The sequence below is a fragment of the Streptomyces sp. cmx-18-6 genome, assembly GCF_046548915.1.
Taxonomy (GTDB): domain Bacteria; phylum Actinomycetota; class Actinomycetes; order Streptomycetales; family Streptomycetaceae; genus Streptomyces.
The window spans coordinates 131,958-155,264 of the sequence record NZ_JAEBEP010000011.1 but is presented as its reverse complement, the minus strand read 5'-3'; the positions used below and the strand labels follow the sequence as shown (position 1 = coordinate 155,264).

The window sequence follows — 23,307 nt, the reverse complement described above, 5'->3', positions numbered from 1 at the left end:
AACCGGACAGATGGAGAATAGCCATACCGTCCGGACGACTCGGGATTGACCGGCGTCAGGTGGCGTCCGCGTCGAACGGCGGTCGCTCGGTCCGCGTCGGCTGCGGGGCCTTCTTCAGCAGGTCAGGGGTGCTCTCGCCGGTCTTGGTGAGGTCGAGCGAGGTGCTGAGGCCCGATGCGCCGTTCGCCGCACTGTCGGCGGAGTCGGACGCCGGCGTGCGCCCGTTGACCGCGTCGGTGACGTCGGCCAAGTCCTTGCGCAGGTCGAAGCTCTCGCGGATCTCCTTCAGCCCCAGGCTGTCGTCGCCGTCCATCAACTGCTTGCGGACGAACGTCTTGGGGTTGAGGTCCTCGAACTCGAAGTCCTTGAACTGCGGGCCCAGCTCCGAGCGGATGTCTTCCTTGGCGCTGTCCGAGAACTCACGGATCTTGCGGATGGTGCGGGTGAGGTCCTGGATGAGCTTGGGCAGCTTGTCGGGGCCGAAGACCAGCACGGCCAGCACTCCGAGCGTCAGCAGCTCCAGTGCGCCTATGTCATTGAACACCTAGCTGCTCCTCGTGTTCTCCGCGTGTTCTCCGTCAGATCCCGGCCGGGGTGGGACGAGGTCCGGTCCCGGCCGGGTGAGACGGGGTCGGATCTCCCGGCCCGGTCGGACGGGTGCCCGGGCCGTTCAACGGTACCTGTCCCGTGTGTCCGGGCGGTACCTCGCCGTGTCGCTCACGTGCCGCTCGCCGAACCGAGCGTCAACGTGATGGACAGCTCCTCGCCGCCCCGGGTCAGCCGGAGGCCGAGCCGGTCGCCCGGCCGGTGGGCCCGGATCTTCACGATCAGCTCCTCCCCGCTGTGCACCCGCTGGCCCTGGACCTGGGTGATGACGTCGCCGGGCTTGATGCCCGCCTTGTCCGCGGGCCCGTCCTCGGTGACCGCAGGACCGCCCTCGGCCCCCTTCGAGCCGACCTTGGCGCCGTCGCCGGTGTACTTCATGTCCAGCGTGACGCCGATCACCGGGTGGGTCGCCCTGCCGGTGTTGATCAGCTCCTCGGCGACGCGCTTGCCCTGGTTGATCGGTATCGCGAAGCCGAGGCCGATGGAGCCGGACTGGCCGCCGCGCTCGGCCCCCTTGCCGCTGTCGGCCGCGCGGATGGCGCTGTTGATGCCGATGACGTGGGCCTGGGCGTCGACCAGCGGGCCGCCGGAGTTGCCGGGGTTGATCGGGGCGTCGGTCTGGAGGGCGTCGACGTAGCTGATGTCGCTGCCGTCGCCCTTCTCGCCGCCCGCGGTGATCGGGCGCTGCTTGGCGCTGATGATGCCGGAGGTGACCGTGTTGGACAGGTCGAAGGGCGCGCCGATGGCCACCACGGGGTCGCCGACCCGGACGTTGTCGGAGTTGCCCAGGGGCAGGGGCTTGAGTCCGGAGACCCCCTTGACCCGGACGACGGCGAGGTCGTAGCCGCTGTCCTTGCCGACGAGTTCGGCCGCGGCGCTCTCGCCGCTGCTGAACGTCACGGTGATGTCCCCGCTGGATCCGGCCGGGGCGACGACGTGGTTGTTGGTGAGGATGTGGCCCCGGCCGTCGAGGACGAACCCGGTGCCGGTGCCGGACTCGGCGGTGCCGCTGACGTGCAGGGTGACCACGCTGGGCAGGGCGCTGGCGGCGATGCCCGCGACGCTGTCGGGGGCCCGGTCGCCGCCGGTGCGGCTCGCCTGCGGCAGCTCGACGGTGGTCAGGCCGCCGGTGCGCTCGATGTACGCGCCGACTCCGCCGCCGATGCCGCCGGCGACCAGGGTCAGCAGGAGCACCCCGGCGAAGGCCCCGCCCCGGCGGCTCTTGCGGCGGCCCGGCTCGGCTCCCGGCGGCGGTCCTGCCTGGGTCAGCGGCTGCCCCGGCGCACCCCACGGGTCGTACTGGAGCCACTGCGAGGGCCCCGGCTGCCCCGGCCCGGGGGCGGGGAGGCCCACGCCGTTCGCCGACGCGTAGTGCGGCTGCTGCGGCGGTACGGAGGCGGCCTGCGGCTGCTGCGGTACGGGAGGGGCCTGCGGGGGCGCGGCGGACGGCTGCTGCTGCGGCGGAGGCGCCGGAGCGGCCTGCGGCGGTACGGGGGTGGCTCGCGGCGGCACGAGGGCGTCGGCCTGCGGTGGCACGGGGGTGCCGTGGGCCGGGGTCGGGCGCTGCACCGGGGGCGCGGGGGCCCATGGCCCGGGGCCGCCGTACGGCGGGGTGCTGTACTCGTCGGGCTCGTGCAGCGGCGGCCCGGACGGCAGGAGCTGTCGCGGCTCCGGGTCCTCGGTGTGGCCCGCGCCCGCGGTGTCCGCGGCCGGGGCGGCGCCCTCTGCGGCGCCCGCGCCCTCCGGCCCGGTCTCGGTGCGGTCGGCCCGGCCCGCCGCGGGGCGGCTCCACCACTTAGCCTGCGGCCCGGTGGGCTTCCCGTCGTCCATGCTCTCCCCGCAAGTGGCCTTTGCACGCCCCACAGAGGCGTCCCTCCCGGAATTCAACCAGGTTTGCGAATCCCCGCGCAGGGTCCGGACGGGCTCCGGTCAGCGGCGCGGGGCCAGCTGGCTCGCCAGGTCCTGGGTCGGCGCGGGCCGCGACGGCGCCGTGGAGGCCGGTGGCGTGAGCGTCTTCGCCGTCGAACCGCTGCCCAGCAGCGCCGCGAGCAGCGAGGCGGAGTCACCGGTCGGGCGTATGAGCGGCGGCACGGACACGTTCAGCGCGGGAAACGCGGCCCGGTGCCCGCCGCCCAGCGCGGAGGCGGAGAACAGCGGCGGGACCGTCGACTGCGGATGCGGGGACAGGGGCGGCCGCACGGCCGGGGCGACGGCCGCCGACGGGGCGTTGGGCACCGGGTAGGCCGGGTGCGAGCCGGTCGACAGCACCTCGGCCGGGGCCCGGTCGACGGCCGGGCGGTCGCCGCTCACCGGCTGCGCGCCGCCGCGACGGCTGACCGCCTCGGCGGAGCCGCCGGCGCGGGTCTCGGAGTTGAGGGGGGTCACGCTGTTCCCGCTGCCCTCGGCGCGCAGGACGGGGTCGGCGCCGGAGTCCAGCGGCAGGGTGCCGCCGAGCGCGATGGCCGCCAGGGAGACGGCGCCGGCCGCGGCGAAGGCGAAGCGCCGGCCGCGCCACGGCGAACGCTCGGCGTCCCGTGCCACCTCGTGGATGCGGAAGACGGAGCGGGAGCCGCCGGGCAGCACGGCGGTGGAGCCGTGGGCGACGGGGAGATAGCCGAGATCGTCCAGCCGGGGGGAGGCGGAGTCGCGGCGGGTGGAGGAGGAACCGGTCGGCCTCGGCGGAGCGTAGAACTCGTCCGCGAAGGGCCCACCGGAGCCGAACGGCCGGCCGGAGCCGGTGTCGTCGCCGCCAGGACCCCCGGGAAGGCCCTGGAGACGGGCCAGGAACCCCTCGGAGGGCGAGGGTGAGGCGGACATGGCGAAGGCGCTCTTGAGGCGGCGCTGCGCGTCCGCCTCGGCCTTGCACTTGGCGCATGTCGCCAGGTGGGCGAGGACCCGCTCACGGGCGTCGTGGTTCAGCTCGCCGTCGACCAGCGCGGCGAGCCGGTCCCCCAGGTGCGCTTCGGCAGGGGTGGGACCGGTCGGACCTGTGCCGCTCACGCCGATCCGCCCTCCCCCGCCAGGACCGCGTCCGCCAGGGAGCGCTGCTCGGCGCGGGCTTCGGGCGAACGGTGCTTGAGCGCCTTGCGCAGGTGCGAGCGGCCGCGGTGGATACGGCTGCGCACGGTGCCGAGCTTCACCCCGAGGGTCGCGGCGATCTCCTCGTAGCTGAGGCCCTCGATGTCGCAGAGGACCACGGCGGCGCGGAATTCCGGCGCGAGGGTGTCCAGCGCCTGCTGCACATCGGCGTCGAAGTGGGTGTCGTTGAAAACCTGCTGCGGGGACGGCTCACGGCTGGGCAGCCGCTCGGCCGCGTCGTCGCCGAGCGAGTCGAAACGGATCCGCTGCTTGCGCCGGACCATGTCCAGGAAGAGATTGGTGGTGATGCGGTGCAGCCAGCCCTCGAACGTGCCGGGCGTGTACGTCGACAGCGAGCGGAAGACTCTGACGAAGACTTCCTGGGTGAGGTCCTCGGCGTCGTGCTGGTTGCCCGTCAGGCGGTAGGCGAGGCGGTAGACACGACCGCTGTGCGTGCTGACGATCTCTTCCCATGAGGGCGGGGTCCACGCCTGAGAATCCGCATCAGAGGCGAAGGTCGCGGTCGGTGCGGAGTCTTCGGAAGAACGGTCAGCAATGTCGGTCACGGATTTCGGCTCACCGGCCGACCTGAGAAGGCGCCGCAGCACCCCTCCCCGATCCGCAGGCGCAGCCGCACCTCCCCTATCGGCTCTGGTGGTGTCCAGTGGAGCCCCTACCATAGCCACCTCGCCCGTTAGCTCCGGATAAGCCTTACTTCCCTGCTGGGGCCGGGCTTCACCCGGAACTTCGCGGCAGCTCGCCGGTCCGATCCGCGGCCCGGTTCGCTGCGCTTTCCCCACTCCTTGCACAACGCCCGGTCCCATCTGCGGGTTCCCGGGTCCAGCGGATACAGTCACCGTTGCGCCAACTACGGGGACAGGAGAGGGTCATCACCGCCAACCGGCAGACGAGCTGGGGCCTCGCCGACGCCTTTGTCGCCGAGGACGAAGCTCTGCTCCGGGCCCGGGAGCGAGCCCGTGAGCTGGGGCTCCGCTCGGTGTCACCGGGCACCGGCGCCGCGCTGCGCCTGCTGGCCGGTGCCGCGGACGCCAAAGCGGTGGCGGAGATCGGCACGGGCACCGGCGTGTCCGGCATCTACCTGTTGCACGGAATGCGGCCGGACGGCGTGCTGACCACGGTGGACCCGGAGCCCGAGCGCCAGCAGTTCGCCCGGGAGGCGTTCCGCGAGGCGGGCTTCGCCTCGAACCGTTCCCGCTTCATCCCCGGCCGCGCCCTGGACGTCCTGCCCCGGCTCGCGGACGGCGGTTACGACCTCGTCTTCTGCGACGGCGACCGGCTGGAGAGCCTCGACTGCCTCGCTGAATCGTTGCGCCTGCTGCGGCCCGGCGGCCTGGTCTGCTTCGAGGGCGTCTTCGCGGACGGGCGGACGGTCGACTCCGCCGCCCAGCCCGCCGAGGTGCTGCGGCTGCGGGAGCTGCTGCGCGCGGTGCGCGACAGCCAGGAGCTGATGCCGACACTGCTCCCGGTCGGCGACGGGCTGCTCTGCGCGGTCCGGCGCGCCTGAGCGGCGGAGAACCTCGTCCGTACGCACCACTGCCCGGTACGGAATCCGTACCGGGCAGTGGTGAAGGTGATGGGCGTTCCGCGTCAGCCGACGACCTTCTTCAGTGCGTCGCCGAGGGCATCGGCCTCGTCCGGAGTCAGCTCGACGACAAGCCGACCGCCGCCTTCGAGCGGAACGCGCATGACGATGCCCCGCCCCTCCTTTGTCACCTCGAGCGGGCCGTCGCCCGTCCGCGGCTTCATGGCCGCCATGCTCGTTCCCCTTCCTGAAACCAGCTCATCGCAACCGGCGGCCCCATGACAGGCGCTGCCTCACCGGCATCGAACACATTGCTTCTTCACCATTATCCCGCATCAACGACCCCGATGACCAACATCGCTCTGCATCGCTTCCGCAACGCGCTCTCTCAAAACCACTCAATTCGGCGATCCGGCTGCGATACTGCGCCGCCCCGGACCCCCAGGTGAGAGCCAATTGTTAGACGCAGGTCACATCTCCGTCCCACCTCGCGTCGGCCATGCTTGCCTCCAGTGGCAACGATGCCCGAGCAGTGAGGGGATGACCGCAATGGCCGACGAGCTGGCGAACACCGTGCTCTACGACGTGACCGAGGGTCTCGCGACGATCACGATCAACCGACCCGACGCGATGAACGCCATGGACACGGCGGCGAAGGTCGCGCTGCGGGACGCCCTGCTGGCCGCTGCCGGGGACGCGGGCGTACGGGCGGTTCTGCTCACGGCCACCGGGCGCGCCTTCTGCGTCGGCCAGGACCTCAAGGAGCACGTCGCCACGCTCGCGGCGACCCGTGAGGCGGGCGGCGGCAACGCGCTGAGCACCGTGCGGGAGCACTACAACCCGATCGTCCGGGCGATCACCGGGATGCCGAAGCCGGTCGTCGCCGGGGTGAACGGCGTCGCGGCCGGGGCGGGGTTCGGGTTCGCGCTGGCGGCCGACTACCGGGTGGTCGCGGACACGGCGTCCTTCAACACCTCCTTCGCGGGCGTCGCACTGACCGCCGACTCGGGCGTGTCCTGGACGCTGCCCCGGCTGATCGGGCAGAGCCGCGCCGCCGATCTGCTGCTCTTCCCCCGCTCGATCTCCGCCCAGGACGCGTTCGAGCTGGGCATCGTCAACCGGGTCGTCCCGGCGGCCGAGCTGGCCGAGCAGGCGGCGGCGGTGGCCCGCACGCTGGCGGACGGCCCCACGGTGGCGTACGCGGCGCTCAAGGAGTCCCTGGCGTACGGCGCCGGGCACACGCTCGCGGAGGCGCTGGAGAAGGAGGACGAACTCCAGACCCGGGCGGGCGCGTCGCAGGACCACACCATCGCGGTGGAGGCGTTCCTCGCGAAGGAGAAGCCGGTCTACCTCGGGAAGTAGCCGACCCCTCGGGAAGTAGCCGACCCCTCGGGAAGCGGCCGACCCCTCGGGAAGCGGCTGGTGACCTGTCGGCGGGGGCTCCGCACCGGTGGCCGGTCAGCGGAGCCCGCGCCACCGGTCACCGACCGGCGGAGCCCCGTGCCACGCAGTCCGCGAGGTGGTCGTCGACCAGGCCGCACGCCTGCATCAGGGCGTACGCGGTGGTGGGGCCGACGAAGCGGATCGAGCGCTTCTTCAGCGCCTTGGCGAGCGCGGTGGACTCCGGGGTGACGGCGGGGACGTCGCTCAGGGCGCGCGGGGCGGGCCGACCGACCGGGTCGGGGGCGTACGACCAGATCAGCTCGTCGAGCTCCCCGGCCGGCCAGTCGGCGAGCACCTTCGCGTTGGCGAGGGTGGCGTCGACCTTGGCCTTGTTGCGGATGATGCCCGGGTCGGCGAGGAGCCGCTCCCGGTCGCTCTCGGTGAACTTCGCGACCTCGGCGATGCGGAATCCGGCGAACGCCGTACGGAAGGTCTCGCGGCGGCGCAGGATCGTGAGCCAGGACAGGCCGGACTGGAACGCCTCCAGGCAGAGCCGCTCGAACAGGGCGTCGTCCCCGTGGACCGGGCGGCCCCACTCGGTGTCGTGGTACGCGAGGTAGTCCTCGGTGGACAGGCCCCAGGGGCAGCGCAGCCGCCCGTCCGGGGCGGCCATGGCTCCGCCGCTCATCGGCCCTCGCCCTCCGCCCCGTCCGGGCCGCCGGTGCGCGGTGCGTCGCCCGGCTCCTCGCCGGGCTGCTTGAAGAGGTCGGGGCCGGTCACGACGGCCGCCTGCGCCCCGGCCAGGGCGGACTCCAGCTCCGCGATCCGGGCGTCCCGCTCGGCCAGCTCCGCGCCGAGCCGGGACAGCGCCTCGTCGACGTCCGCCATCCGGTAGCCGCGGGCGGCCATCGGCAGCCGCAGCGCCTCGACGTCCGCCCGGCCGACCGGGCGGCTCGCGGGCAGGGGGTCGGTGAACCGCTGGGGCTCCACGTCCTGGAGCACCGCGCTCCCGCCACCGCCGACCACCGCGAGGGTGACCGCGGTGACGACCACGACCATCGTCAGCAGCAAGAACCAGAACACGCGCATCTCCCCGGGGGCGGAAACCTCGACCGGCTCCGATCGTGCCATGCGGCACGGACAGTCGGGGCCGACCGTCAAAGGCCATAGGGTCGCAGGCGGGCTATCTAGGGTCGCAGGCGGGCTATCGAGGAGGAAATACGGGATGCGAAGCGGTGCACTCAGGCTGGGGCGGCGGGAATTCGGACCGCACGAGCCGGTGATCATGGCGATCGTGAACCGGACCCCGGACTCCTTCTACGACCAGGGCGCCACGTTCCAGGACGAACCGGCGCTCGCCCGGGTCGAGCAGGCGGTGGCCGAGGGCGCCGCGATCATCGACATCGGCGGGGTGAAGGCCGGACCGGGCGAGGAGGTGAGCGCCGAGGAGGAGGCGCGCCGCACGGTCGGGTTCGTCGCCGAGGTCCGCCGCCGTCACCCGGACGTGGTGATCAGCGTCGACACCTGGCGGCACGAGGTGGGCGAGGCCGTCTGCGAGGCCGGGGCGGATCTGCTGAACGACGCGTGGGGCGGGGTCGACCCGAAGCTGGCGGAGGTCGCCGCGCGGTACGGGGCGGGGCTCGTGTGCACGCACGCGGGCGGCGCGGAGCCGCGGACCCGGCCGCACCGGATCGCGTACGAGGACGTGATGGCGGACATCCTCCGGGTCACGGTGGGGCTCGCGGAGCGGGCGGTGGAGCTCGGGGTCCGGCCGGACGGGATCATGATCGATCCGGGTCACGACTTCGGGAAGAACACCCGGCACTCGCTGGAGGCGACGCGGCGGCTGGAGGAGATGACGGAGACGGGGTGGCCGGTGCTGGTCTCGCTGTCCAACAAGGACTTCGTGGGCGAGACGCTGGACCGGCCGGTGAAGGAGCGGGTCGTCGGGACGCTCGCGACGACGGCGGTGTCGGCGTGGCTCGGGGCGCGGGTGTACCGGGTGCACGAGGTGGCGGAGACGCGGCAGGTGCTGGACATGGTGGCGTCGATCGCCGGGCGCCGGGCGCCGGCGGTGGCACGGCGGGGGTTGGCGTAGGGCTTGCCGCCCGCCCGGCGGGGCGGGGTCCGGGGCGCTGCCCCCGAGCCCCGCTCCTCAAGCGCCGGAGGGGCTTCGAAGATGTCCTCAAGCGCCGGACGGGCTTGAATGGGCCGGACCGGCCGAAGAGATGCCCTCAAGCGCGGACAGGCTTGAATGGGCCGGACGGGCTTGAATCAGCCGGGTGGGCTTGATTGTGCCGGGATCGGCGTCCCTACCGCCCGACCTCCTTCGTCACCAGGGTGACCGCCTCCTCCACGTCGTCCGTCACGTGGAAGAGCAGCAGGTCCTTCTCCGACGCCTTGCCGCCGGCCACCACCGTGTCGCGGAGCCAGTCGACCAGGCCGCCCCAGTAGGCGGTGCCGAAGAGGACGATCGGGAAGCGGGTGACCTTGCCGGTCTGGACGAGGGTGAGCGCCTCGAAGAGTTCGTCGAGGGTGCCGAGGCCGCCGGGCAGGACCACGAAGCCCTGCGCGTACTTCACGAACATCGTCTTGCGGACGAAGAAGTAGCGGAAGTTGACGCCGATGTCGACGTGCGGGTTCAGCCCCGACTCGAAGGGCAGCTCGATGCCCAGGCCGACCGAGACGCCCTTGGCCTCTCTCGCCCCCTTGTTGGCGGCCTCCATCGCGCCGGGCCCGCCGCCGGTGATGACCGCGAAGCCCGCGTCGACCAGGGCCTTGCCGATCGCGACGCCGGCGTCGTACTCCGCCGATCCGGCCGGGGTGCGGGCCGAGCCGAAGACGCTGATCGCGCTCGGCAGTTCGGCGAGCGCGCCGAAGCCCTCGACGAACTCCGACTGGATGCGCATCACCCGCCAGGGGTCGGTGTGCACCCACTCGGAGTCGCCCTCGGAGTCCAGCAGCCGCTGATCGGTCGTGCCGGGCTGGACCTGCTCCCTGCGGCGCAGTACCGGACCCAGCCACTGTTCCTCGGGGGCCACCGCGCCCTCCGGGACCTCCGCGCCCTCAGGGATCCGTGCGTCCTCGGCGTTGCCCATGTTCCGCTCCCTCCACCGACCTGCGTCGTACCGGGTCGTGCTGTGTCGTACCGGTCGTGCTGCGTCCGACCAGCGTAGATCGACGGAGGTTACGTACGGGGGAATGCCGTACGTCAGCCGGTCAGCCGGTCAGCCGGTCAGCCAGGAGCGGAGGCGGTCCTCGCAGTGGGTGATCCTCTCGACCACCACGTGCTCGTCGCGCTTGTGGGCGTACATCGGGTCGCCGGGGCCGTAGTTCACCGCGGGGACGCCGAGTGCGCCGAAGCGGGAGACGTCGGTCCAGCCGAACTTGGGCCTGGCCGTGCCGCCGACCGCCGCCATGAACGCCTGGGCGGCGGGGTGGGAGAGGCCGGGCATGGCGGCGCCGGAGTGGTCGTCGATGACGATCTCGGCGAGCCCGCAGTCGGCGAAGACCTCGTGGACGTGGGCGATCGCCTCTTCCTCGGTGCGGTCGGGGGCGTACCGGTAGTTGACGACGACGGTGCAGGCGTCCGGGATGACGTTGGTGGCGACGCCGCCCTCGATGCCGACCGCGTTGAGCCCTTCGTGGTATTCGAGGCCGTCGACGACCGGGCGGCGCGGCTCGTACGCGGCGAGCTTCGCCAGGATCGGGGCCGCGGCGTGGACGGCGTTGGACCCCATCCAGCTGCGCGCGGAGTGCGCCCGCTCCCCCGTCGTCCGCAGGTGGACCCGGAGCGTGCCCTGGCAGCCGCCCTCGACCTCGCCGTTCGAGGGCTCCAGCAGGACGGCGAAGTCTCCGGCGAGCCAGTCGGGGTGGGCGTCCGCGATGTGGCCGAGGCCGTTGAGGTGGGCGGCGACCTCTTCGTTGTCGTAGAAGATGAAGGTCAGATCGCGGTTGGGCTCGGGGACCGTGGCGGCGATCCTGAGCTGGACCGCGACGCCGGCCTTCATGTCGGTGGTCCCGCAGCCCCAGAGGATGCCGTCCCCGTCGAGGCGGGAGGGGACGTTGTCCGCGATCGGCACGGTGTCGATGTGCCCGGCGAGCACGACGCGCTCCGCCCGGCCCAGACTCGTCCGGGCGACGACGTTGTTGCCGTGCCGGTCGACGGTCAGGTGGGGCAGGCCGCGCAGAGCCGTCTCGATCGCGTCGGCCAGCGCCTTCTCCTCCCCGCTGACCGAGGGGAAGTCGACGAGCCGGGCGGTGAGCGCCGGGCCGTCCAGGGTCAGGTCAAGCGTGCTGTCGGACATGGCCACGACCCTAGAGGACGGGGGCACGGGCACGGTGACGCCCCTGGAGGACCGGGGTATCCGCCCCCGCTTGCGCCCTCCAGTACGGTGGGGCGCGTGCCCCGGACAGCCAGCCCCGCCCGCCGTCGCAGCCGCCTCTTCCGTTACGCGGCCGCTTTCGCCGTGCTCGTCGCGCTGGGCGGTTATCTGGCCGTGCAGTACGTCTCCTCCAACACCGAGGCCGCCCCCCGCTGCACGGTCCGCTCCGCGGACGGGGACCACGTGTACGACATGAGCCTGCACCAGGCGGCGAACGCGGCGACGATCTCCGCCGTGGGGACCACGCGCGGGATGCCGGAGCGGGCGGTGACCATCGCGATCGCGACGGCCATCCAGGAGTCCACGCTCCGCAACATCGACTACGGGGACCGGGACTCGGTGGGCCTGTTCCAGCAGCGGCCCTCGCAGGGCTGGGGCACCGTGGAGCAGATCATGGACCCGGTGTACTCGGCCGGCGAGTTCTACGACCACCTCGCCGAGGTGCCGGGCTACTCGCGGCTCCCGCTGACCGTGGCGGCGCAGCGCGTGCAGCGCAGCGGCTTCCCGCAGGCGTACGCGAAGCACGAGCCGGACGCCGCGCTGCTGGCCGCCGCGTTCACCGGGCGCAAGCCCGCCTCGCTGAACTGCACCCCGTCGAAGGCGACGACCACGCAGGGCCCCGGGGACGCGGCGAAGGTGCGGGCCGAGCTGGTGCGCGGCTTCGGCAAGGACGTGCTGCCCGCCGCGAAGGCCGCCGGAGCCTCCGCCTCCGCCACCGTCTCGGTGCCCGTGCCGGCGGCGGCCCGGGCGAGGAGCGAGGAAGCGCCCCGGCGCGGCTGGGAGCTGGCGCACTGGGCGGTGGCGCACTCCCAGGAGCTGCGGATCGAGCGCGTGAGCTACGCCGACCGGGTCTGGGACGCCGGTTCGGGCTGGCGCACGGAGCGCGAGAAGGACAGGGAACCGGGCACGGCGACCGTGGGAATCAGGGTCGCTCAGTAGTACGACCCGTCACCCGTAAGGACCTTTGGCGCGGCCGTTCCCACCGCCCTCCGCGGCCGCTTCCGCGACTCGTTCCTGGTGCACTGATTCCCTTGTACGCCAAGGGCAGTGACGGTTCGTCGAACAGATGCGGAATGCGTTGTCCGCCCGGGTTCCTCCGCTGCGGATTATCGGACGCATTACTCAGTCTTTACCTTCCTTCACCGCAACCTTCCCGCCCCTCCGACCGGTTGTCACTGCGTCCGGCCCACCGGACGGACCTCGTCAGACACCGTTGACACCACGTCGACATCCCGTCGAAGGAGCACCATGTCCCTCCCCCTGACCCGCCGGATCGCTCGTACCGCGCTGCTGATCGCCGCGGGTGCAGCCCCCGTGGTCGGTGCGGCCGGCGCCGCGAGCGCCGCTGAGCTCCCGCAGACCCCGGACCTCGGCGGCGTGACCGCGCTGGACGGTGCCGGACTCGGCAACACCCTGGACAGCGCCGCCCAGCAGGGCACCCAGGCGGCCGGCGACACCGGCGGCCGCATCGTCGGCACCGCCCTGCCGGCCGCGGGCAAGACGGTCGGCAAGACCGCCGCGGTCGCCGCCCCGGCCGCCCAGGAGACCGCCGGTCAGACCGCGGGCCACGCGGGCGAGACGGTCGGCGGAGTGGCCGACGCCGCCGGCGGCGGCCTGCCCACCGACTCCCTCACCAAGGGCGGCGGCCTGCCCCTCGACGGCCTGCCGCTGAGCGGTCTGCCGATCGGCTGACCCGTACCGCAGGATCATGAACGCGCCGAGGGCCTGGGGAGTGCGCACTCCCCAGGCCCTCGGCGCAGTGGTGAACGGATACGGGGCGCGTTCCCGTCAGGACAGCCGCTTGACCGCAGCCGCCACCCGCTCGTCGGTCGCGGTGAACGCGACCCGGACGAAGCGCTCGCCCGCCGGGCCGTAGAAGTCGCCGGGCGCGACGAGGACGCCCAGCTCCGCGAGGTGGGCCACGGTGTCCCAGCACGGCTCGTCGCGGGTCGCCCAGAGGTAGAGGCTCGCCTCGCTGTGCTCGATCCGGAAGCCGTGCGCCTCCAGGGCGGCGCGCAGGGCCAGGCGGCGGTCCGCGTACCGGGCGCGCTGCTCGGCCACGTGCACGTCGTCGCCGAGGGCGGCGACGGCGGCGGCCTGGACGGGGGCGGGCGTCATCATCCCGCCGTGCTTGCGGATCAGCAGCAGCTCACCGAGGACGGCCGCGTCGCCCGCGATGAAGGCGGCCCGGTAGCCGGCCAGGTTGGAGCGCTTGGAGAGCGAGTGGACGGCGACGATCCCGTCGTAGTGACCGCCGCAGACGTCCGGGTGGAGCACCGAGACCGGCTCGGCCTCCCAGCCCAGTTCGAGGTAGCACTCGTCGCTGAAGACCAGCACGCCGTGCTCGCGCGCCCACGCGACGATCCGGATCAGCTCGTCCTTGGCCAGCACCCGGCCGGTCGGGTTGGAGGGCGAGTTGAGCCAGAGCAGCTTCAGCCCGGCCGGGTCCAGCTCGGTCGGGTCGTCGTAGACGACGGGCTCGGCCCCGCAGAGCCGGGCGCCGACCTCGTACGTCGGGTAGGCGAGCCGCGGGTAGGCGACCCTGTCGCCCGCGCCGAGCCCGAGCTGCGTCGGCAGCCACGCCACCAGTTCCTTGGAGCCGACGACCGGCAACACGTTCGCGTGCGTCACGCCGACCGCGCCGAGGCGGCCCTCCACCCAGCCGGTGAGCGCGTCGCGCAGGGCCTCGGTCCCCCACACCGTCGGATAGCCGGGGCTGTCGGCGGCGGCGACGAGCGCCTGCCGGATCACCTCGGGCACCGGGTCGACCGGCGTGCCGACGGAGAGGTCCACGATGCCGTCCGGGTGGGCCTGGGCCGTCGTCTTGTACGGCGTGAGCCTGTCCCAGGGGAAGACCGGGAGGCGGGAGGAGACTGCGGACACGGGGCTCTGCTTTCTCGGGTGCTTTCCCGGGACTCCCGGGTTGTTCTCGTCGGAGCTGCCTGGTGCGCGACGTTCCGATGCGCGGCGTTCGCGGCGGTACGGGGGCTTCCGGATTCCCGCCGTACGGGGAAACGCCTCGGCCCCGCACGGTGACAAGCCGTACGGGACCGGGCCGCGCTCGTGGTGCCGCCGGTTACTGGTTCTGCGGCGGCAGTCCGGCGACGAACGGGTGGTCACGCTCGATGAGGCCCAGCTTGGAGGCACCGCCCGGCGAGCCGAGGTCGTCGAAGAACTCGACGTTCGCCTTGTAGTAGTCCTTCCACTCCTCCGGGGTGTCGTCCTCGTAGAAGATGGCCTCGACCGGGCAGACCGGCTCACAGGCTCCACAGTCGACGCATTCGTCCGGGTGGATGTACAAGGACCGCTGGCCCTCGTAGATGCAGTCGACGGGGCACTCTTCGATGCAAGCCTTGTCCTTCACGTCGACACAAGGCTGCGCGATGACGTAGGTCACGCTGTCGTTCCTCCTCGGTAGGGCGTTGGCTCTCGCGCGGGAGCGCGGCGTCGTCGATGCCCGCCCCTAGTATCTCCGTTCTCGGGCACGATCCGAACAGGAGGGGCGGACGGAGCTGTGGAATTCACCATCGGCGGACGGCTGGAAGTCCGCATCACACCGGCTGACGTGGGCAAACGGGTATCCGTTCGGCGTCGGTCAAAGGACGGCGGAGCGGGCGCGGAGTTCACCGACACGGTCGGCGTTCTCACATCATGGGACAAGGGCGTGCTGTCGATCACACGAAAAAGCGGGGAGTCCGTCCGCATCGTGGAATCGTCGCTGGTGGCGGGCAAGGTCGTGCCCGCCGCACCGGCCCGCAGGCGCGGTCCCGCTGCCTCCTTCCGTGAGTTGGCCACCGTAACCGCCCGTGCTTGGCAGCCGGTGGAGAGCGAACCGCTGGGCGACTGGCGGCTGCGCGCGGCCGGGGGCTTCACCCGCCGCGCCAACTCCGCGCTGCCGCTCGGCGATCCCGGTCTGCCGGTCGGCGAGGCGTTCGGACGGGTCAGGAGTTGGTACGAGGAACGGGGGCTGCCCGCGTACATCCAGACGGCGACCGGGGCCGAGGGCGCGCAGGAGGGCCTGTGCGCGGAGCTGGAGCGGCACGGGTGGCGGCGCGAGGTGTCGGCCCAGGTGCGGATCGCCGCGCTGGCCCCGGTCGGCGACCTGGACGCGGACGTGTCGGCGGTCCGGCTGACCCGCGAGCCGGACGCGGCGTGGCTCTCGCGCTACCAGCGCTTCTCCACCCCGGGCCCGCACGTGCTGCGGGTACTGGGGAGCGGGCCCTCGGTCTGGTTCGCCACGGTGGCGGGCGAGGCGGAGGAGGGGGATGCGGGCGACGGGGCGCGGGGCAGGGACCGGGCGGCCGCGCCCGCGGCGATCGGCCGGTGTGTCGTGGACGGGCGCTGGGCCGGGTTCATGGCCGTCGAGGTGGCCCCGGAGCACCGGCGGCGGGGGCTGGGCAGCGCGGTGATGGCGGCGCTGGCCCGCCGGGCCCTGGAGGAGGGCGCTTCGGCGGCCTGGCTCCAGGTGGAGGAGGACAATGAAGGGGCGCGGGCGCTGTACGACGGCATGGGGTTCGCGACGCACCACCGCTACCACCACTTCCGGCCCGCCTGAGCGGAGCCGGGGGTCCGGCGGACGCACGGCAGCAGGAACGAGCAGGGGCATGGGTCGCATATGAGTGCGCAGGATTCCGGTACGGCCGAGAGGCGACGGCAGTTCGCCGAGGAGGCCCGGTCCGAACGGCCGGATCTGGCGCTGCTCTGTCTGCTGCTGGGCGCGGAGGCGGGCCCGGTCGGCCCCGAGGAACCGCGCCCGGTCGATCCTGCGGAGGTCTCCCCCGACCCGTACGGGATGGACGCGGCCCAGATCGAACTGGACCGGCTGGCCGGACTGCTGCCGTACGGCTCCCGCTCCCCCGCCGCCTGGGCCTCGGCGCTGGCCGAACTACTGGGTGAGCGGTACGAGTTCAGCGGGTCGTCGGCCGACTACCAGCGGCTGGAATCCTCGCTGCTCCAGCAGGTGCTGCGCCGCCGCCGGGGACTGCCGATCCTGCTCTCGGTGGTCTGGATCGAGGTCGCCCGGCGGGCGGGCGCGCCGGTGTACGGGGTGGCGCTGCCCGGCCACTTCGTGGTCGGCCTCGGGGACCCGGCCGAACCGGTGCTCGTCGATCCGTTCGCCGGGGGCGCGCCGTTGACCGGTCAGGACGCGGATCTGCTGGTCGCCGGGGCGACGGGGGCGCGGCTGGAGCCGTCCATGCTGACGCCGGCGCGGCCGTTGGAGATCGTGCTGCGGATCCTCAACAACATCAGGGCCTGGGCCGCCGCCCGTCCCGAGCGCACGGATGTGGCCCTGTGGGCGGTGGACCTGTCGCTGCTCCTGCCCTCGCACCCGGCGCGCCTCCGTTACGAGCGGGCCCAGCTGCTGGTGCAGCGCGGGGAGTTCCAGCGCGGGGCGGCGGAGATGGAGGAGTACGCGGGGGTGCTCGACGGCATCGAGCCGACGACGGCCGAGACGATCCGCCACAAGGCGCAGGCGGCCCGCGCGCTCCTCAACTGAGCCCCGAAGCCCCGGAGGGTGTCGTTCAGCCCGCGGCGCGTACCAGCGCGTCCCCCGCCGCCGTACGGAAGTAGAGCACCGAGCGCCCGTCCCGGCGGCGGCGTACCAGCCCCGCGTCGAGCAGGATCCGCAGGTGACGCCCGACCGAGCCCAGCCCCTGCCCGGTCAGCGCGACGAGCTGGGTCGTGCTCAGCGGGGAGGCCAGCAGCACCAGGACCCCCGCCCGCGCCGGGCCGATCAGGGCCCCCAGCGCCTGAGGTACGGGGGCGCGGCCGGGGTCGGCGAGCACTCCGGAGCACGGGTACACCACGCCGTAGCGGTACGGGATGTCCCAGCAGACCCAGCCCACCTCACCGGTGACGGGCGTGAACACCAGTTGCGCGCCGCCCAGTTCACGCGGCGGGTTGTCGTAGGTGTTGATCTGGAGCCGGTTCTCCCCCAGCCAGCGCATCCCCGGCCGCATCCCCGCCAGCGCCTCGGCCCAGCCGCCCCGGCTCAACTGGGCGGCCCGGGCGATGACATCGGCCTCCAGGACCCGCCGCCGGGTGGGCCACTCCGGCAGCACGGTGTGCGTCCACACCCACTCCAGGACGTCCGCGCTGCGCCCCGCCAGGTCGTCCCGGTCCAGACCGGCCGGCAGCGGCCCGCGCAGGGTGTGGACGAGATCGGCGCGGGCCCGGTCCGGCGGCGTCGCGCGGACCTGCTCCAGCTCCTGGGCGAAGGTGGCCGGCGGCTGCCCGGCGAGCGGCGGGACCGGGGCCGGGGTGAGGTAGTCGGCGCTCCAGTGGGGGGTGAGGGCGGCCCGGACGATCCACGCGGAGAGCGGGTCGCCGGACTGCCGCAGCCGATAGGCGGGCAGCCAACGCTCCAGCCAGGCGCGCCCGCCCGGGTGCCCGGACGCGGCCCGCTCCAGGGTCCTCAGGCTCGCCACGGTCTCCGCCAGCGGCGACACCACGAATCGGCCGCCCGCCAGCGTGTCGGCGCTGATCTGCCACCAGCCCATGTGCCGCCCCCTCGCCGTACCGGAAGGAAGCCTGCCGCACCGGAAGGAAGCCCCGGGAGCCCTTCGCGAGCCCCCGCCTTCGCCTCCCCGGACCCTGCTTCCCTCGCCCTCGCCTCCCCGGCCCCTGCTTCGCCACTCCCCGGATCTCCCCGGACCTCGCTTTCGCCTCCCCGCGAAAGAGTAACGAGGCCGGGAAGCACCCCCGCAGACTCCGCGGATGCGCACCTACCGCGAACTCTTCCGGACTCCCGAGTTCCTGCCGCTCTTCGCGACCGCCTCCGTGCAGGTGGCGGCACAGACCGCGAGCGGCCTCGCCCTCGGCACGCTCGTGTACGCGTCGACGGGCTCGCCGCTGCTGTCCGCGCTGGCCATGTTCGGCCCGTCCCTGGCGCAGGTCGCCGGGGCCCTCACCCTGCTGTCGGCGGCGGACCGGCTGCCGCCGCGCGGCGCGCTGGCCGGCCTGGCGCTGCTGTTCGCGCTCGGCACCGGCGTACAGGCGGTTCCCGGGCTGCCGCTGTGGGCCGCCTTCGCCGTGCTGCTGGGCCTCGGGGTGGTCTCCTCGCTGGGCGGCGGAGTGCGGTACGGGCTGCTCAACGAGATCGTTCCGCAGCGGGGCTTCCTGCTCGGCCGCTCCGTGTTCAACATGTCGGGCGGCGCGATGCAGATCCTCGGTTTCGGGGTGGGCGGACTGCTGGTGGCCGCGCTGTCGGCGCGCGGCACGCTGCTGGTCGGGGCGGGCCTGTACGTCGTCGCCGCGGGCCTCGCCCGGTTCGGGCTCGCCGCCCGGCCGCCCCGCGCCACCGGCCGGGCCTCGGTCCGGGAGACCTGGCGGACCAACGCGCGCCTGTGGTCGTCCGGACCCCGCCGCACCGTCTACCTCGCCCTGTGGGTGCCCAACGGGCTGGTGGTGGGCTGCGAGTCCCTGTACATCGCGTACGCGCCCGGGCACGCCGGGCTCCTCTTCGCCTGCGGGGCCCTGGGGATGCTGGCCGGGGACACGCTGGTCGGCCGGTTCGCACCGGGGCGGTGGCGGGTGCGGCTGGGCAGCCCGCTGCGGGTGCTGCTGGCCGCGCCGTACCTGGTGTTCGTCCTGCGTCCCGGGGTGCCCGTGGCCGTGGTGGCGGTGGTCCTGGCGAGCGCCGGATTCAGCGCGAGCCTGCTGCTCCAGGAACGGCTGATGGCCCTCACGCCCGAGAAGCTGAGCGGTCACGCGCTGGGGCTGAGCTCCTCGGGGACGCTCGCGATGCAGGGCGTGGGCGCGGCTCTCGCGGGGGGCATCGCGCAGCTGACCTCTCCGGGGACCGGGATGGCCGTGGTGGCGGCGCTGTCGCTGGCGGTGACCGCGGCGCTGGCCCCGGGGCTGCGGACGGGACGGGAGCCGGGACAGGGGATGGGACAGGGCCCGGGTGCGGCGGGCAGACTGCTCGGGGACGGATCACCCCGTGCGAAGGATACGAAGGAGACGACGACATCGTGACCAGCCAGGACACCCCCGACTCCCCCGGCTCCCCCGCCGTCCCCGGCTCCCCCGAGGGCGGACCGGAGAAGACGCCGCGCAGCCAGCGGGAAGCCATGCTCGCCGGTGAGCTCTACCTCGCCGACGACCCGGAGATCGAGGCCGACGCCCGGCGTTCGGCGCTCCTGAACGAGCGCTTCAACGCCACGTCGGCCGGCGACCCCGAGGCCCGCCGCGCCGCGCTGGCGGAGCTGCTGGGCGAGTTGGGCGAGGGCGCCGGGATCCGGCCGCCGCTGCGGGTGGACTACGGCCACCGGATCACCGTGGGCCCCCGCACGTTCGTCAACTTCGGGGCGGTGTTCCTGGACGTCGCCCGCATCACGATCGGGGCCGACGTCCAGATCGGCCCGAACGTCCAGCTCCTCACCCCGACCCACCCCATCGACCCGGAACCGCGCCGCGCCAAGTGGGAGGCCGCGGAGCCGATCACGATCGGGGACAACGCGTGGCTGGGCGGCGGGGCGATCGTCTGCCCGGGCGTGAGCATCGGGGAGAACACGGTGGTCGGCGCGGGGGCCGTGGTCACCAAGGACCTGCCGGCCAATGTGGTCGCGGTGGGCAATCCGGCCCGGGTGATCCGGAGGATCGGGAAGGCGGAGGAGGCGGGGCCGACGACCCCGTAACGTAAATCCGGGGTCGTGGACCGGGCCGGGTCCACGCCCCCGAGCCCCAGCCCGGTCCTGATCCGCCGGACACCGCCGGACACCGCCAGACAGGCCCTTTAAGCCTCCCGCCACGCGTCCGTGACGCACCCGACCTCGAAGTGCCACCACCCCTCGTCCTGGCCCCGGACGAGCAACGCCTTGATGGCCCGGAGGTCCGCGTCGCCCGGCACGGTGAGCGCGACCAGCGGGAAATCCGCGCTGAACACCTCGCCGCCCAGCCCGAACGGCGCGAACCGCTCGTGCACGGCGCGGGCGTCCCGCCCGAGCGGACCGTCCGGCACGGGCAGCACCCGTATGGTGCAGTTCCCCGATTCGGCCACCCGCCCGGTGGCCCAGTGCACCCCGTCCGCGTCGGTCGTGAACCGTACGGTCTCGCCCTCGGCGACCCCGTCCTGGAGGAAGGGCACGTTGTCCACCCGGGCGGTGTCGGCGCTCAGCCGGGTCGCCCACAGCCCCTCGGTGTCGTACGGCAGCCAGCCCTCACGCGGCACGAAGCGGAACCAGACCTTGATCCGCGGCCCGAAGCCCCCGGGCGGGAGCCCGTCACGGAGCGGGCGCTCGTCACGGAGTGGGCGTTGCGGACCGGGGGGCGAGCTCATGGCCCCATGGTCCCCCCTGTGCCGCACGGCCGCTCGTCCGGCCCTCTCAGGGGGCGGCGCGCCGGGCGGTACGTCAGTTCATGAAGTCAGCGAGCACCCCAACTGACCACGAAGTCGGCCAATCACCGCACCACCGGCGTCAGTTGTTGCGAACCGGCCCCGCCCCCGAGACACCTCACGCACACCTCTTGACGCGTACAGGCCCACCGGGGAAACATCACCGTAACGAGAGAGCGCTCTCTCACTTTCTCCCCACAGGCGCTCTCCCGCCCGTCCGTCGTGCACGCGTAACCACGACCCAGGAGACGTACCCACATGCATGCTCCCCCCACCGCACCACGCAGCCGCCGCCGCTCCAGGGCGCTGGGCTTCGCCGCGTTCGCCGTGTCCCTGCTCATGGCCGTCCCGACCGCCCAGACGGCGTTCGGCGAGGAGGTCCGAGCCGTGCCGGGCGGCGGCGACCTCGGACCGAACGTCCATGTCTTCGACCCGTCCACGCCCGACATCCAGGGCAAGGTCGACGAGATCTTCAAGAAGCAGGAGTCGGCGCAGTTCGGCAGCGACCGCTACGCGCTGATGTTCAAGCCGGGCACATACGACGACATCAACGCGCAGATCGGCTTCTACACCCAGATCGCGGGCCTCGGGCTCCACCCGAACGACACCACGTTCAACGGCGATGTGACGGTCGACGCGGGCTGGTTCGACGGCAACGCCACCCAGAACTTCTGGCGCTCGGCGGAGAACCTGACCCTCAACCCGGTCTCCGGCACCAACCGCTGGGCGGTCTCCCAGGCCGCGCCCTTCCGCCGTATGCACGTCAAGGGCGGACTCAACCTCGCGCCGGACGGTTACGGCTGGGCCAGCGGCGGCTACATCGCCGACAGCAAGATCGACGGCGAGGTCGGGCCGTACTCCCAGCAGCAGTGGTACACCCGCGACAGCTCGGTCGGCGGCTGGACCAACGGCGTCTGGAACATGACGTTCTCGGGCGTCGAGGGCGCACCGGCCAACGGCTTCCCCGAGCCGCCCTACACCACCCTCGACACCACCCCGATCTCGCGCGAGAAGCCGTTCCTGTACCTCGACGGGGACGACTACAAGGTCTTCGTCCCCCAGAAGCGCGAGAACGCGCGCGGCACGTCCTGGGCCGACGGCACGCCCGCGGGCGAGTCGATCCCGCTGGACCAGTTCTACGTCGTGAAGGAGGGGGCGGACGCCGCCACCATCAACGCGGCCGTGGAGCAGGGGCTGCACCTGCTGTTCACGCCCGGCGTCTACCACATCGACGAGACGATCACCATCGACCGCCCCGACACCGTGGCCCTCGGCCTCGGCCTCGCGACGATCATCCCGGACAACGGCGTGACCGCGATCAAGGTCGGTGACGTGGACGGCGTCAAGCTCGCCGGCCTCCTGGTCGACGCGGGCCCGGTGAACTCCGAGACGCTGATCGAGGTCGGCCCGGAGGGCGCGTCCGCCGACCACTCGGCCAACCCGACCTCGCTCCAGGACGTGTTCGTACGGATCGGCGGCGCGGGCCCCGGCAAGGCGACCACGAGCATCGTCGTCAACAGCGACGACACGATCATCGACCACACGTGGGTGTGGCGGGCGGACCACGGCGAGGGCTGGGGCTGGGAGACCAACCGCGCCGACTACGGAGTCCGCGTCAACGGCGACGACGTCCTGGCGACCGGGCTGTTCGTGGAGCACTTCAACAAGTACGACGTGGAGTGGTACGGCGAACGGGGCCGCACGATCTTCTTCCAGAACGAGAAGGCGTACGACGCCCCCGACCAGGCCGCCATCCAGAACGGCGACACCAAGGGCTACGCGGCCTACCGGGTCGACGACTCGGTCGAGCAGCACGAGGGCTGGGGCATGGGCAGCTACTGCTACTACAACGTCGACCCGACGATCGTCCAGGAACACGGCTTCAAGGCACCGGTGAAACCGGGCGTGAAGTTCCACAGCCTGATCGTGGTCTCGCTGGGCGGCAACGGCCAGTACGAGCACGTGATCAACGACGTCGGCTCCCCGACGTCCGGCACGGAGACCGTTCCGTCCCAGGTGGTGTCCTTCCCGTAGTTCCGTCCACGCGGGGGGGGGGTACGGGAGCGGGGCCCGGCTGCTGATGAGCGCCGGGCCCCGCTTCACCGCCTCCGGGCCCGGACCGGATGGGGCGGATCGTTCCGGGCGGATGATCCCGGGCGGATGATCTGGGGCGGATGATCCGGGCCGGGTGGTGCGTCCGTACGGCAGCGGGCTCTAGGGTCACCCGTATGGGTGCAGCAACAGCCGCCATGGTCACCGCCGTCGTCGGAGTGCTCGGCACTCTCCTCGCGCCGCTCGTCGCACGGTGGGCGGCGAAACGCCAGCGCGCGGAGGAACTGGGGGCCGAGGAGCGCAGGAGGCTCTTCGAGGACCGGCGCGCCGCGTACACGGCGATGAACCGGGCCTCCCGGCACCTGCACACCATGCTGAAGGACGCCCTGCACCGGCTGCGGGACGGGGTCTACTCCGACGAGGACCGGGCGGCGGTGGAGGAGGCCCGGCGGGACCACAGGGACCGCTACGCCGAGGCGCAGATGATCGTTCCCGAGGCGGTGCTCGTGGCGTCGCGCGAAGTGAACGCGGTCCTGTCCGAGGTCGACGCGACCGCCAAACGCATCGACCGCAGCCGGGCCCGGGACGGGGAGACCCCGGAGGAGGCGCTCGTCGCCCTGAAGGCCGCCGAACCCAAGCTCACCGTGATGCGCCGCATCATGCGCGAGGACCTCGGCGTGGACGACTGACCGGGGGGCGCCGACCCACGCCCGCGCCCGGTCCGCCGCCGTGCCCACGTCCGGATTCTCGTCGGGCTGGAAGGTGTTGGGGAACACCAGGAACTCTTCGTCGGTCCCGTCCGCGAAGAACGCCGCCTTGAGCGCCGCGAGGGCGCCGCGTCACGGGCCAGACCGTCCACGTCAACGGGGGCGCGTTCACGACACGGCAGGGGGCACGGGAAGGACGAGCGGGTCTTCCCCGGG

Annotated in this window: 24 protein-coding genes and 1 pseudogene; 11 read left to right on the top strand and 14 right to left on the bottom strand. The window is 73.0% G+C overall.

Going from position 1 to position 23,307, the window contains the following annotated elements; all coding sequences use genetic code 11:
• Positions 1-55 precede the first annotated feature (55 nt).
• The 4 genes from ACLJPL_RS24870 to sigE form a co-directional block, all read right to left on the bottom strand.
• Positions 56-544, bottom strand: coding sequence for a sec-independent translocase (locus tag ACLJPL_RS24870; RefSeq protein WP_411083140.1), 489 nt, complete (start codon positions 542-544; stop codon positions 56-58).
• 173 nt (positions 545-717) lie between these two features.
• A complete protein-coding gene (locus tag ACLJPL_RS24865; RefSeq protein WP_411083139.1) occupies positions 718-2,436 on the bottom strand; it encodes a S1C family serine protease in 1,719 nt (572 codons plus the stop codon).
• A gap of 99 nt (positions 2,437-2,535) precedes the next feature.
• The gene (locus ACLJPL_RS24860; protein ID WP_411083138.1) at positions 2,536-3,606 is read right to left on the bottom strand and encodes an anti-sigma factor family protein; all 1,071 of its coding nucleotides are present in this window, start codon (positions 3,604-3,606) and stop codon (positions 2,536-2,538) included.
• Positions 3,603-4,364: an RNA polymerase sigma factor SigE gene (sigE, locus tag ACLJPL_RS24855; protein WP_411083137.1), complete on the bottom strand. Its 762-nt coding sequence runs from the start codon at positions 4,362-4,364 to the stop codon at positions 3,603-3,605. The genes ACLJPL_RS24860 and sigE overlap by 4 nt, the downstream gene beginning before the upstream one ends.
• A 179-nt stretch (positions 4,365-4,543) precedes the next feature.
• Here sigE and ACLJPL_RS24850 point away from each other — a divergent pair, with 179 nt between their 5' ends.
• Positions 4,544-5,209 carry an O-methyltransferase gene (locus tag ACLJPL_RS24850; protein ID WP_411083136.1) on the top strand — a complete coding sequence of 222 codons (666 nt, stop codon included), beginning with the start codon at positions 4,544-4,546 and terminating at the stop codon, positions 5,207-5,209.
• A gap of 83 nt (positions 5,210-5,292) precedes the next feature.
• Here the strand turns inward: ACLJPL_RS24850 and ACLJPL_RS24845 are convergent, their stop codons facing one another.
• Positions 5,293-5,460 carry a DUF3117 domain-containing protein gene (locus tag ACLJPL_RS24845; RefSeq protein WP_003966491.1) on the bottom strand — a complete coding sequence of 56 codons (168 nt, stop codon included), beginning with the start codon at positions 5,458-5,460 and terminating at the stop codon, positions 5,293-5,295.
• Positions 5,461-5,776: 316 nt separating this feature from the next.
• On the opposite strand from ACLJPL_RS24845, the gene ACLJPL_RS24840 reads away from it, so the two are divergent.
• Positions 5,777-6,589 carry an enoyl-CoA hydratase/isomerase family protein gene (locus ACLJPL_RS24840; RefSeq protein WP_411083272.1) on the top strand — a complete coding sequence of 271 codons (813 nt, stop codon included), beginning with the start codon at positions 5,777-5,779 and terminating at the stop codon, positions 6,587-6,589.
• A gap of 118 nt (positions 6,590-6,707) precedes the next feature.
• Here the strand turns inward: ACLJPL_RS24840 and ACLJPL_RS24835 are convergent, their stop codons facing one another.
• Positions 6,708-7,298 (bottom strand): DNA-3-methyladenine glycosylase I, encoded by a 591-nt coding sequence (locus ACLJPL_RS24835; protein WP_411083135.1) that lies wholly within the window; start codon positions 7,296-7,298, stop codon positions 6,708-6,710.
• The gene (locus ACLJPL_RS24830) at positions 7,295-7,699 is read right to left on the bottom strand and encodes a cell division protein DivIVA (protein WP_411083271.1); all 405 of its coding nucleotides are present in this window, start codon (positions 7,697-7,699) and stop codon (positions 7,295-7,297) included. Before ACLJPL_RS24830 ends, ACLJPL_RS24835 begins: the two co-directional genes overlap by 4 nt.
• Before the next feature lie 136 nt (positions 7,700-7,835).
• On the opposite strand from ACLJPL_RS24830, the gene folP reads away from it, so the two are divergent.
• On the top strand, positions 7,836-8,708 hold the full coding sequence (gene folP / locus ACLJPL_RS24825) for a dihydropteroate synthase (protein WP_411083134.1): 873 nt from the start codon (positions 7,836-7,838) through the stop codon (positions 8,706-8,708).
• 214 nt (positions 8,709-8,922) lie between these two features.
• On the opposite strand, the gene ACLJPL_RS24820 is transcribed toward folP, so the two are convergent.
• Positions 8,923-9,708 (bottom strand): TIGR00730 family Rossman fold protein, encoded by a 786-nt coding sequence (locus tag ACLJPL_RS24820; protein ID WP_411083133.1) that lies wholly within the window; start codon positions 9,706-9,708, stop codon positions 8,923-8,925.
• A 129-nt stretch (positions 9,709-9,837) separates the two neighbouring features.
• The gene (dapE, locus tag ACLJPL_RS24815) at positions 9,838-10,917 is read right to left on the bottom strand and encodes a succinyl-diaminopimelate desuccinylase (protein WP_411083132.1); all 1,080 of its coding nucleotides are present in this window, start codon (positions 10,915-10,917) and stop codon (positions 9,838-9,840) included.
• Positions 10,918-11,013: 96 nt separating this feature from the next.
• Between dapE and ACLJPL_RS24810 the strand changes: the two genes are divergently transcribed.
• Together ACLJPL_RS24810 and ACLJPL_RS24805 are read left to right on the top strand one after the other, a co-directional pair.
• Entirely contained in the window at positions 11,014-11,934 is a 921-nt protein-coding gene (locus tag ACLJPL_RS24810) for a hypothetical protein (RefSeq protein WP_411083131.1), read from the top strand.
• A 309-nt stretch (positions 11,935-12,243) separates the two neighbouring features.
• Positions 12,244-12,687, top strand: a complete 444-nt coding sequence (locus ACLJPL_RS24805; protein WP_411083130.1) for an ATP-binding protein — start codon at positions 12,244-12,246, stop codon at positions 12,685-12,687.
• Positions 12,688-12,783: 96 nt separating this feature from the next.
• Here ACLJPL_RS24805 and dapC read toward each other — a convergent pair whose 3' ends face one another.
• Positions 12,784-13,878: a succinyldiaminopimelate transaminase gene (dapC, locus tag ACLJPL_RS24800; protein ID WP_411083129.1), complete on the bottom strand. Its 1,095-nt coding sequence runs from the start codon at positions 13,876-13,878 to the stop codon at positions 12,784-12,786.
• 193 nt (positions 13,879-14,071) lie between these two features.
• Positions 14,072-14,392 carry a ferredoxin gene (fdxA, locus tag ACLJPL_RS24795; RefSeq protein WP_336679498.1) on the bottom strand — a complete coding sequence of 107 codons (321 nt, stop codon included), beginning with the start codon at positions 14,390-14,392 and terminating at the stop codon, positions 14,072-14,074.
• A gap of 117 nt (positions 14,393-14,509) precedes the next feature.
• On the opposite strand from fdxA, the gene ACLJPL_RS24790 reads away from it, so the two are divergent.
• Both ACLJPL_RS24790 and ACLJPL_RS24785 read left to right on the top strand, forming a co-directional pair.
• Complete coding sequence (locus ACLJPL_RS24790; RefSeq protein WP_411083128.1) at positions 14,510-15,550, top strand: GNAT family N-acetyltransferase; 1,041 nt, start codon at positions 14,510-14,512, stop codon at positions 15,548-15,550.
• Positions 15,551-15,610: 60 nt separating this feature from the next.
• The gene (locus tag ACLJPL_RS24785; RefSeq protein WP_411083127.1) at positions 15,611-16,492 is read left to right on the top strand and encodes a tetratricopeptide repeat protein; all 882 of its coding nucleotides are present in this window, start codon (positions 15,611-15,613) and stop codon (positions 16,490-16,492) included.
• 25 nt (positions 16,493-16,517) lie between these two features.
• Here the strand turns inward: ACLJPL_RS24785 and ACLJPL_RS24780 are convergent, their stop codons facing one another.
• Positions 16,518-17,495: an ArsR/SmtB family transcription factor gene (locus ACLJPL_RS24780; RefSeq protein ID WP_411083126.1), complete on the bottom strand. Its 978-nt coding sequence runs from the start codon at positions 17,493-17,495 to the stop codon at positions 16,518-16,520.
• Between the two features lie 217 nt (positions 17,496-17,712).
• Here ACLJPL_RS24780 and ACLJPL_RS24775 point away from each other — a divergent pair, with 217 nt between their 5' ends.
• Positions 17,713-18,972, top strand: coding sequence for an MFS transporter (locus tag ACLJPL_RS24775; protein WP_411083125.1), 1,260 nt, complete (start codon positions 17,713-17,715; stop codon positions 18,970-18,972).
• 95 nt (positions 18,973-19,067) lie between these two features.
• A complete protein-coding gene (locus tag ACLJPL_RS24770; protein WP_411083270.1) occupies positions 19,068-19,634 on the top strand; it encodes a sugar O-acetyltransferase in 567 nt (188 codons plus the stop codon).
• A gap of 98 nt (positions 19,635-19,732) precedes the next feature.
• Here the strand turns inward: ACLJPL_RS24770 and ACLJPL_RS24765 are convergent, their stop codons facing one another.
• Positions 19,733-20,275: a DUF4265 domain-containing protein gene (locus ACLJPL_RS24765; protein ID WP_411083124.1), complete on the bottom strand. Its 543-nt coding sequence runs from the start codon at positions 20,273-20,275 to the stop codon at positions 19,733-19,735.
• Positions 20,276-20,590: 315 nt separating this feature from the next.
• Between ACLJPL_RS24765 and ACLJPL_RS24760 the strand changes: the two genes are divergently transcribed.
• Positions 20,591-22,366 (top strand): coagulation factor 5/8 type domain-containing protein, encoded by a 1,776-nt coding sequence (locus ACLJPL_RS24760; protein WP_411083123.1) that lies wholly within the window; start codon positions 20,591-20,593, stop codon positions 22,364-22,366.
• A gap of 194 nt (positions 22,367-22,560) precedes the next feature.
• Entirely contained in the window at positions 22,561-23,073 is a 513-nt protein-coding gene (locus ACLJPL_RS24755; RefSeq protein ID WP_411083122.1) for a hypothetical protein, read from the top strand.
• Here the strand turns inward: ACLJPL_RS24755 and ACLJPL_RS24750 are convergent.
• Positions 23,065-23,217, bottom strand: a pseudogene (locus ACLJPL_RS24750) (alpha/beta hydrolase); the annotation flags it as partial. The gene ACLJPL_RS24755 and the pseudogene ACLJPL_RS24750 sit on opposite strands and share 9 nt — an antisense overlap.
• Positions 23,218-23,307 lie beyond the last annotated feature (90 nt).

What these genes read in the sequence shown, in the direction of transcription:
- ACLJPL_RS24865 (WP_411083139.1), bottom strand. Translation starts at nt 2,436, where the DNA reads ATGGACGACGGGAAGCCCACCGGGCCGCAGGCTAAGTGGTGGAGCCGC.
- sigE (WP_411083137.1), bottom strand. Translation starts at nt 4,364, where the DNA reads ATGGTAGGGGCTCCACTGGACACCACCAGAGCCGATAGGGGAGGTGCG.
- ACLJPL_RS24845 (WP_003966491.1), bottom strand. Translation starts at nt 5,460, where the DNA reads ATGGCGGCCATGAAGCCGCGGACGGGCGACGGCCCGCTCGAGGTGACA.
- ACLJPL_RS24840 (WP_411083272.1), top strand. Translation starts at nt 5,777, where the DNA reads ATGGCCGACGAGCTGGCGAACACCGTGCTCTACGACGTGACCGAGGGT.
- ACLJPL_RS24835 (WP_411083135.1), bottom strand. Translation starts at nt 7,298, where the DNA reads ATGAGCGGCGGAGCCATGGCCGCCCCGGACGGGCGGCTGCGCTGCCCC.
- ACLJPL_RS24830 (WP_411083271.1), bottom strand. Translation starts at nt 7,699, where the DNA reads ATGCGCGTGTTCTGGTTCTTGCTGCTGACGATGGTCGTGGTCGTCACC.
- folP (WP_411083134.1), top strand. Translation starts at nt 7,836, where the DNA reads ATGCGAAGCGGTGCACTCAGGCTGGGGCGGCGGGAATTCGGACCGCAC.
- ACLJPL_RS24820 (WP_411083133.1), bottom strand. Translation starts at nt 9,708, where the DNA reads ATGGGCAACGCCGAGGACGCACGGATCCCTGAGGGCGCGGAGGTCCCG.
- dapE (WP_411083132.1), bottom strand. Translation starts at nt 10,917, where the DNA reads ATGTCCGACAGCACGCTTGACCTGACCCTGGACGGCCCGGCGCTCACC.
- ACLJPL_RS24805 (WP_411083130.1), top strand. Translation starts at nt 12,244, where the DNA reads ATGTCCCTCCCCCTGACCCGCCGGATCGCTCGTACCGCGCTGCTGATC.
- ACLJPL_RS24785 (WP_411083127.1), top strand. Translation starts at nt 15,611, where the DNA reads ATGAGTGCGCAGGATTCCGGTACGGCCGAGAGGCGACGGCAGTTCGCC.
- ACLJPL_RS24780 (WP_411083126.1), bottom strand. Translation starts at nt 17,495, where the DNA reads ATGGGCTGGTGGCAGATCAGCGCCGACACGCTGGCGGGCGGCCGATTC.
- ACLJPL_RS24775 (WP_411083125.1), top strand. Translation starts at nt 17,713, where the DNA reads ATGCGCACCTACCGCGAACTCTTCCGGACTCCCGAGTTCCTGCCGCTC.
- ACLJPL_RS24770 (WP_411083270.1), top strand. Translation starts at nt 19,068, where the DNA reads ATGCTCGCCGGTGAGCTCTACCTCGCCGACGACCCGGAGATCGAGGCC.
- ACLJPL_RS24765 (WP_411083124.1), bottom strand. Translation starts at nt 20,275, where the DNA reads ATGAGCTCGCCCCCCGGTCCGCAACGCCCACTCCGTGACGAGCGCCCG.
- ACLJPL_RS24760 (WP_411083123.1), top strand. Translation starts at nt 20,591, where the DNA reads ATGCATGCTCCCCCCACCGCACCACGCAGCCGCCGCCGCTCCAGGGCG.
- ACLJPL_RS24755 (WP_411083122.1), top strand. Translation starts at nt 22,561, where the DNA reads ATGGGTGCAGCAACAGCCGCCATGGTCACCGCCGTCGTCGGAGTGCTC.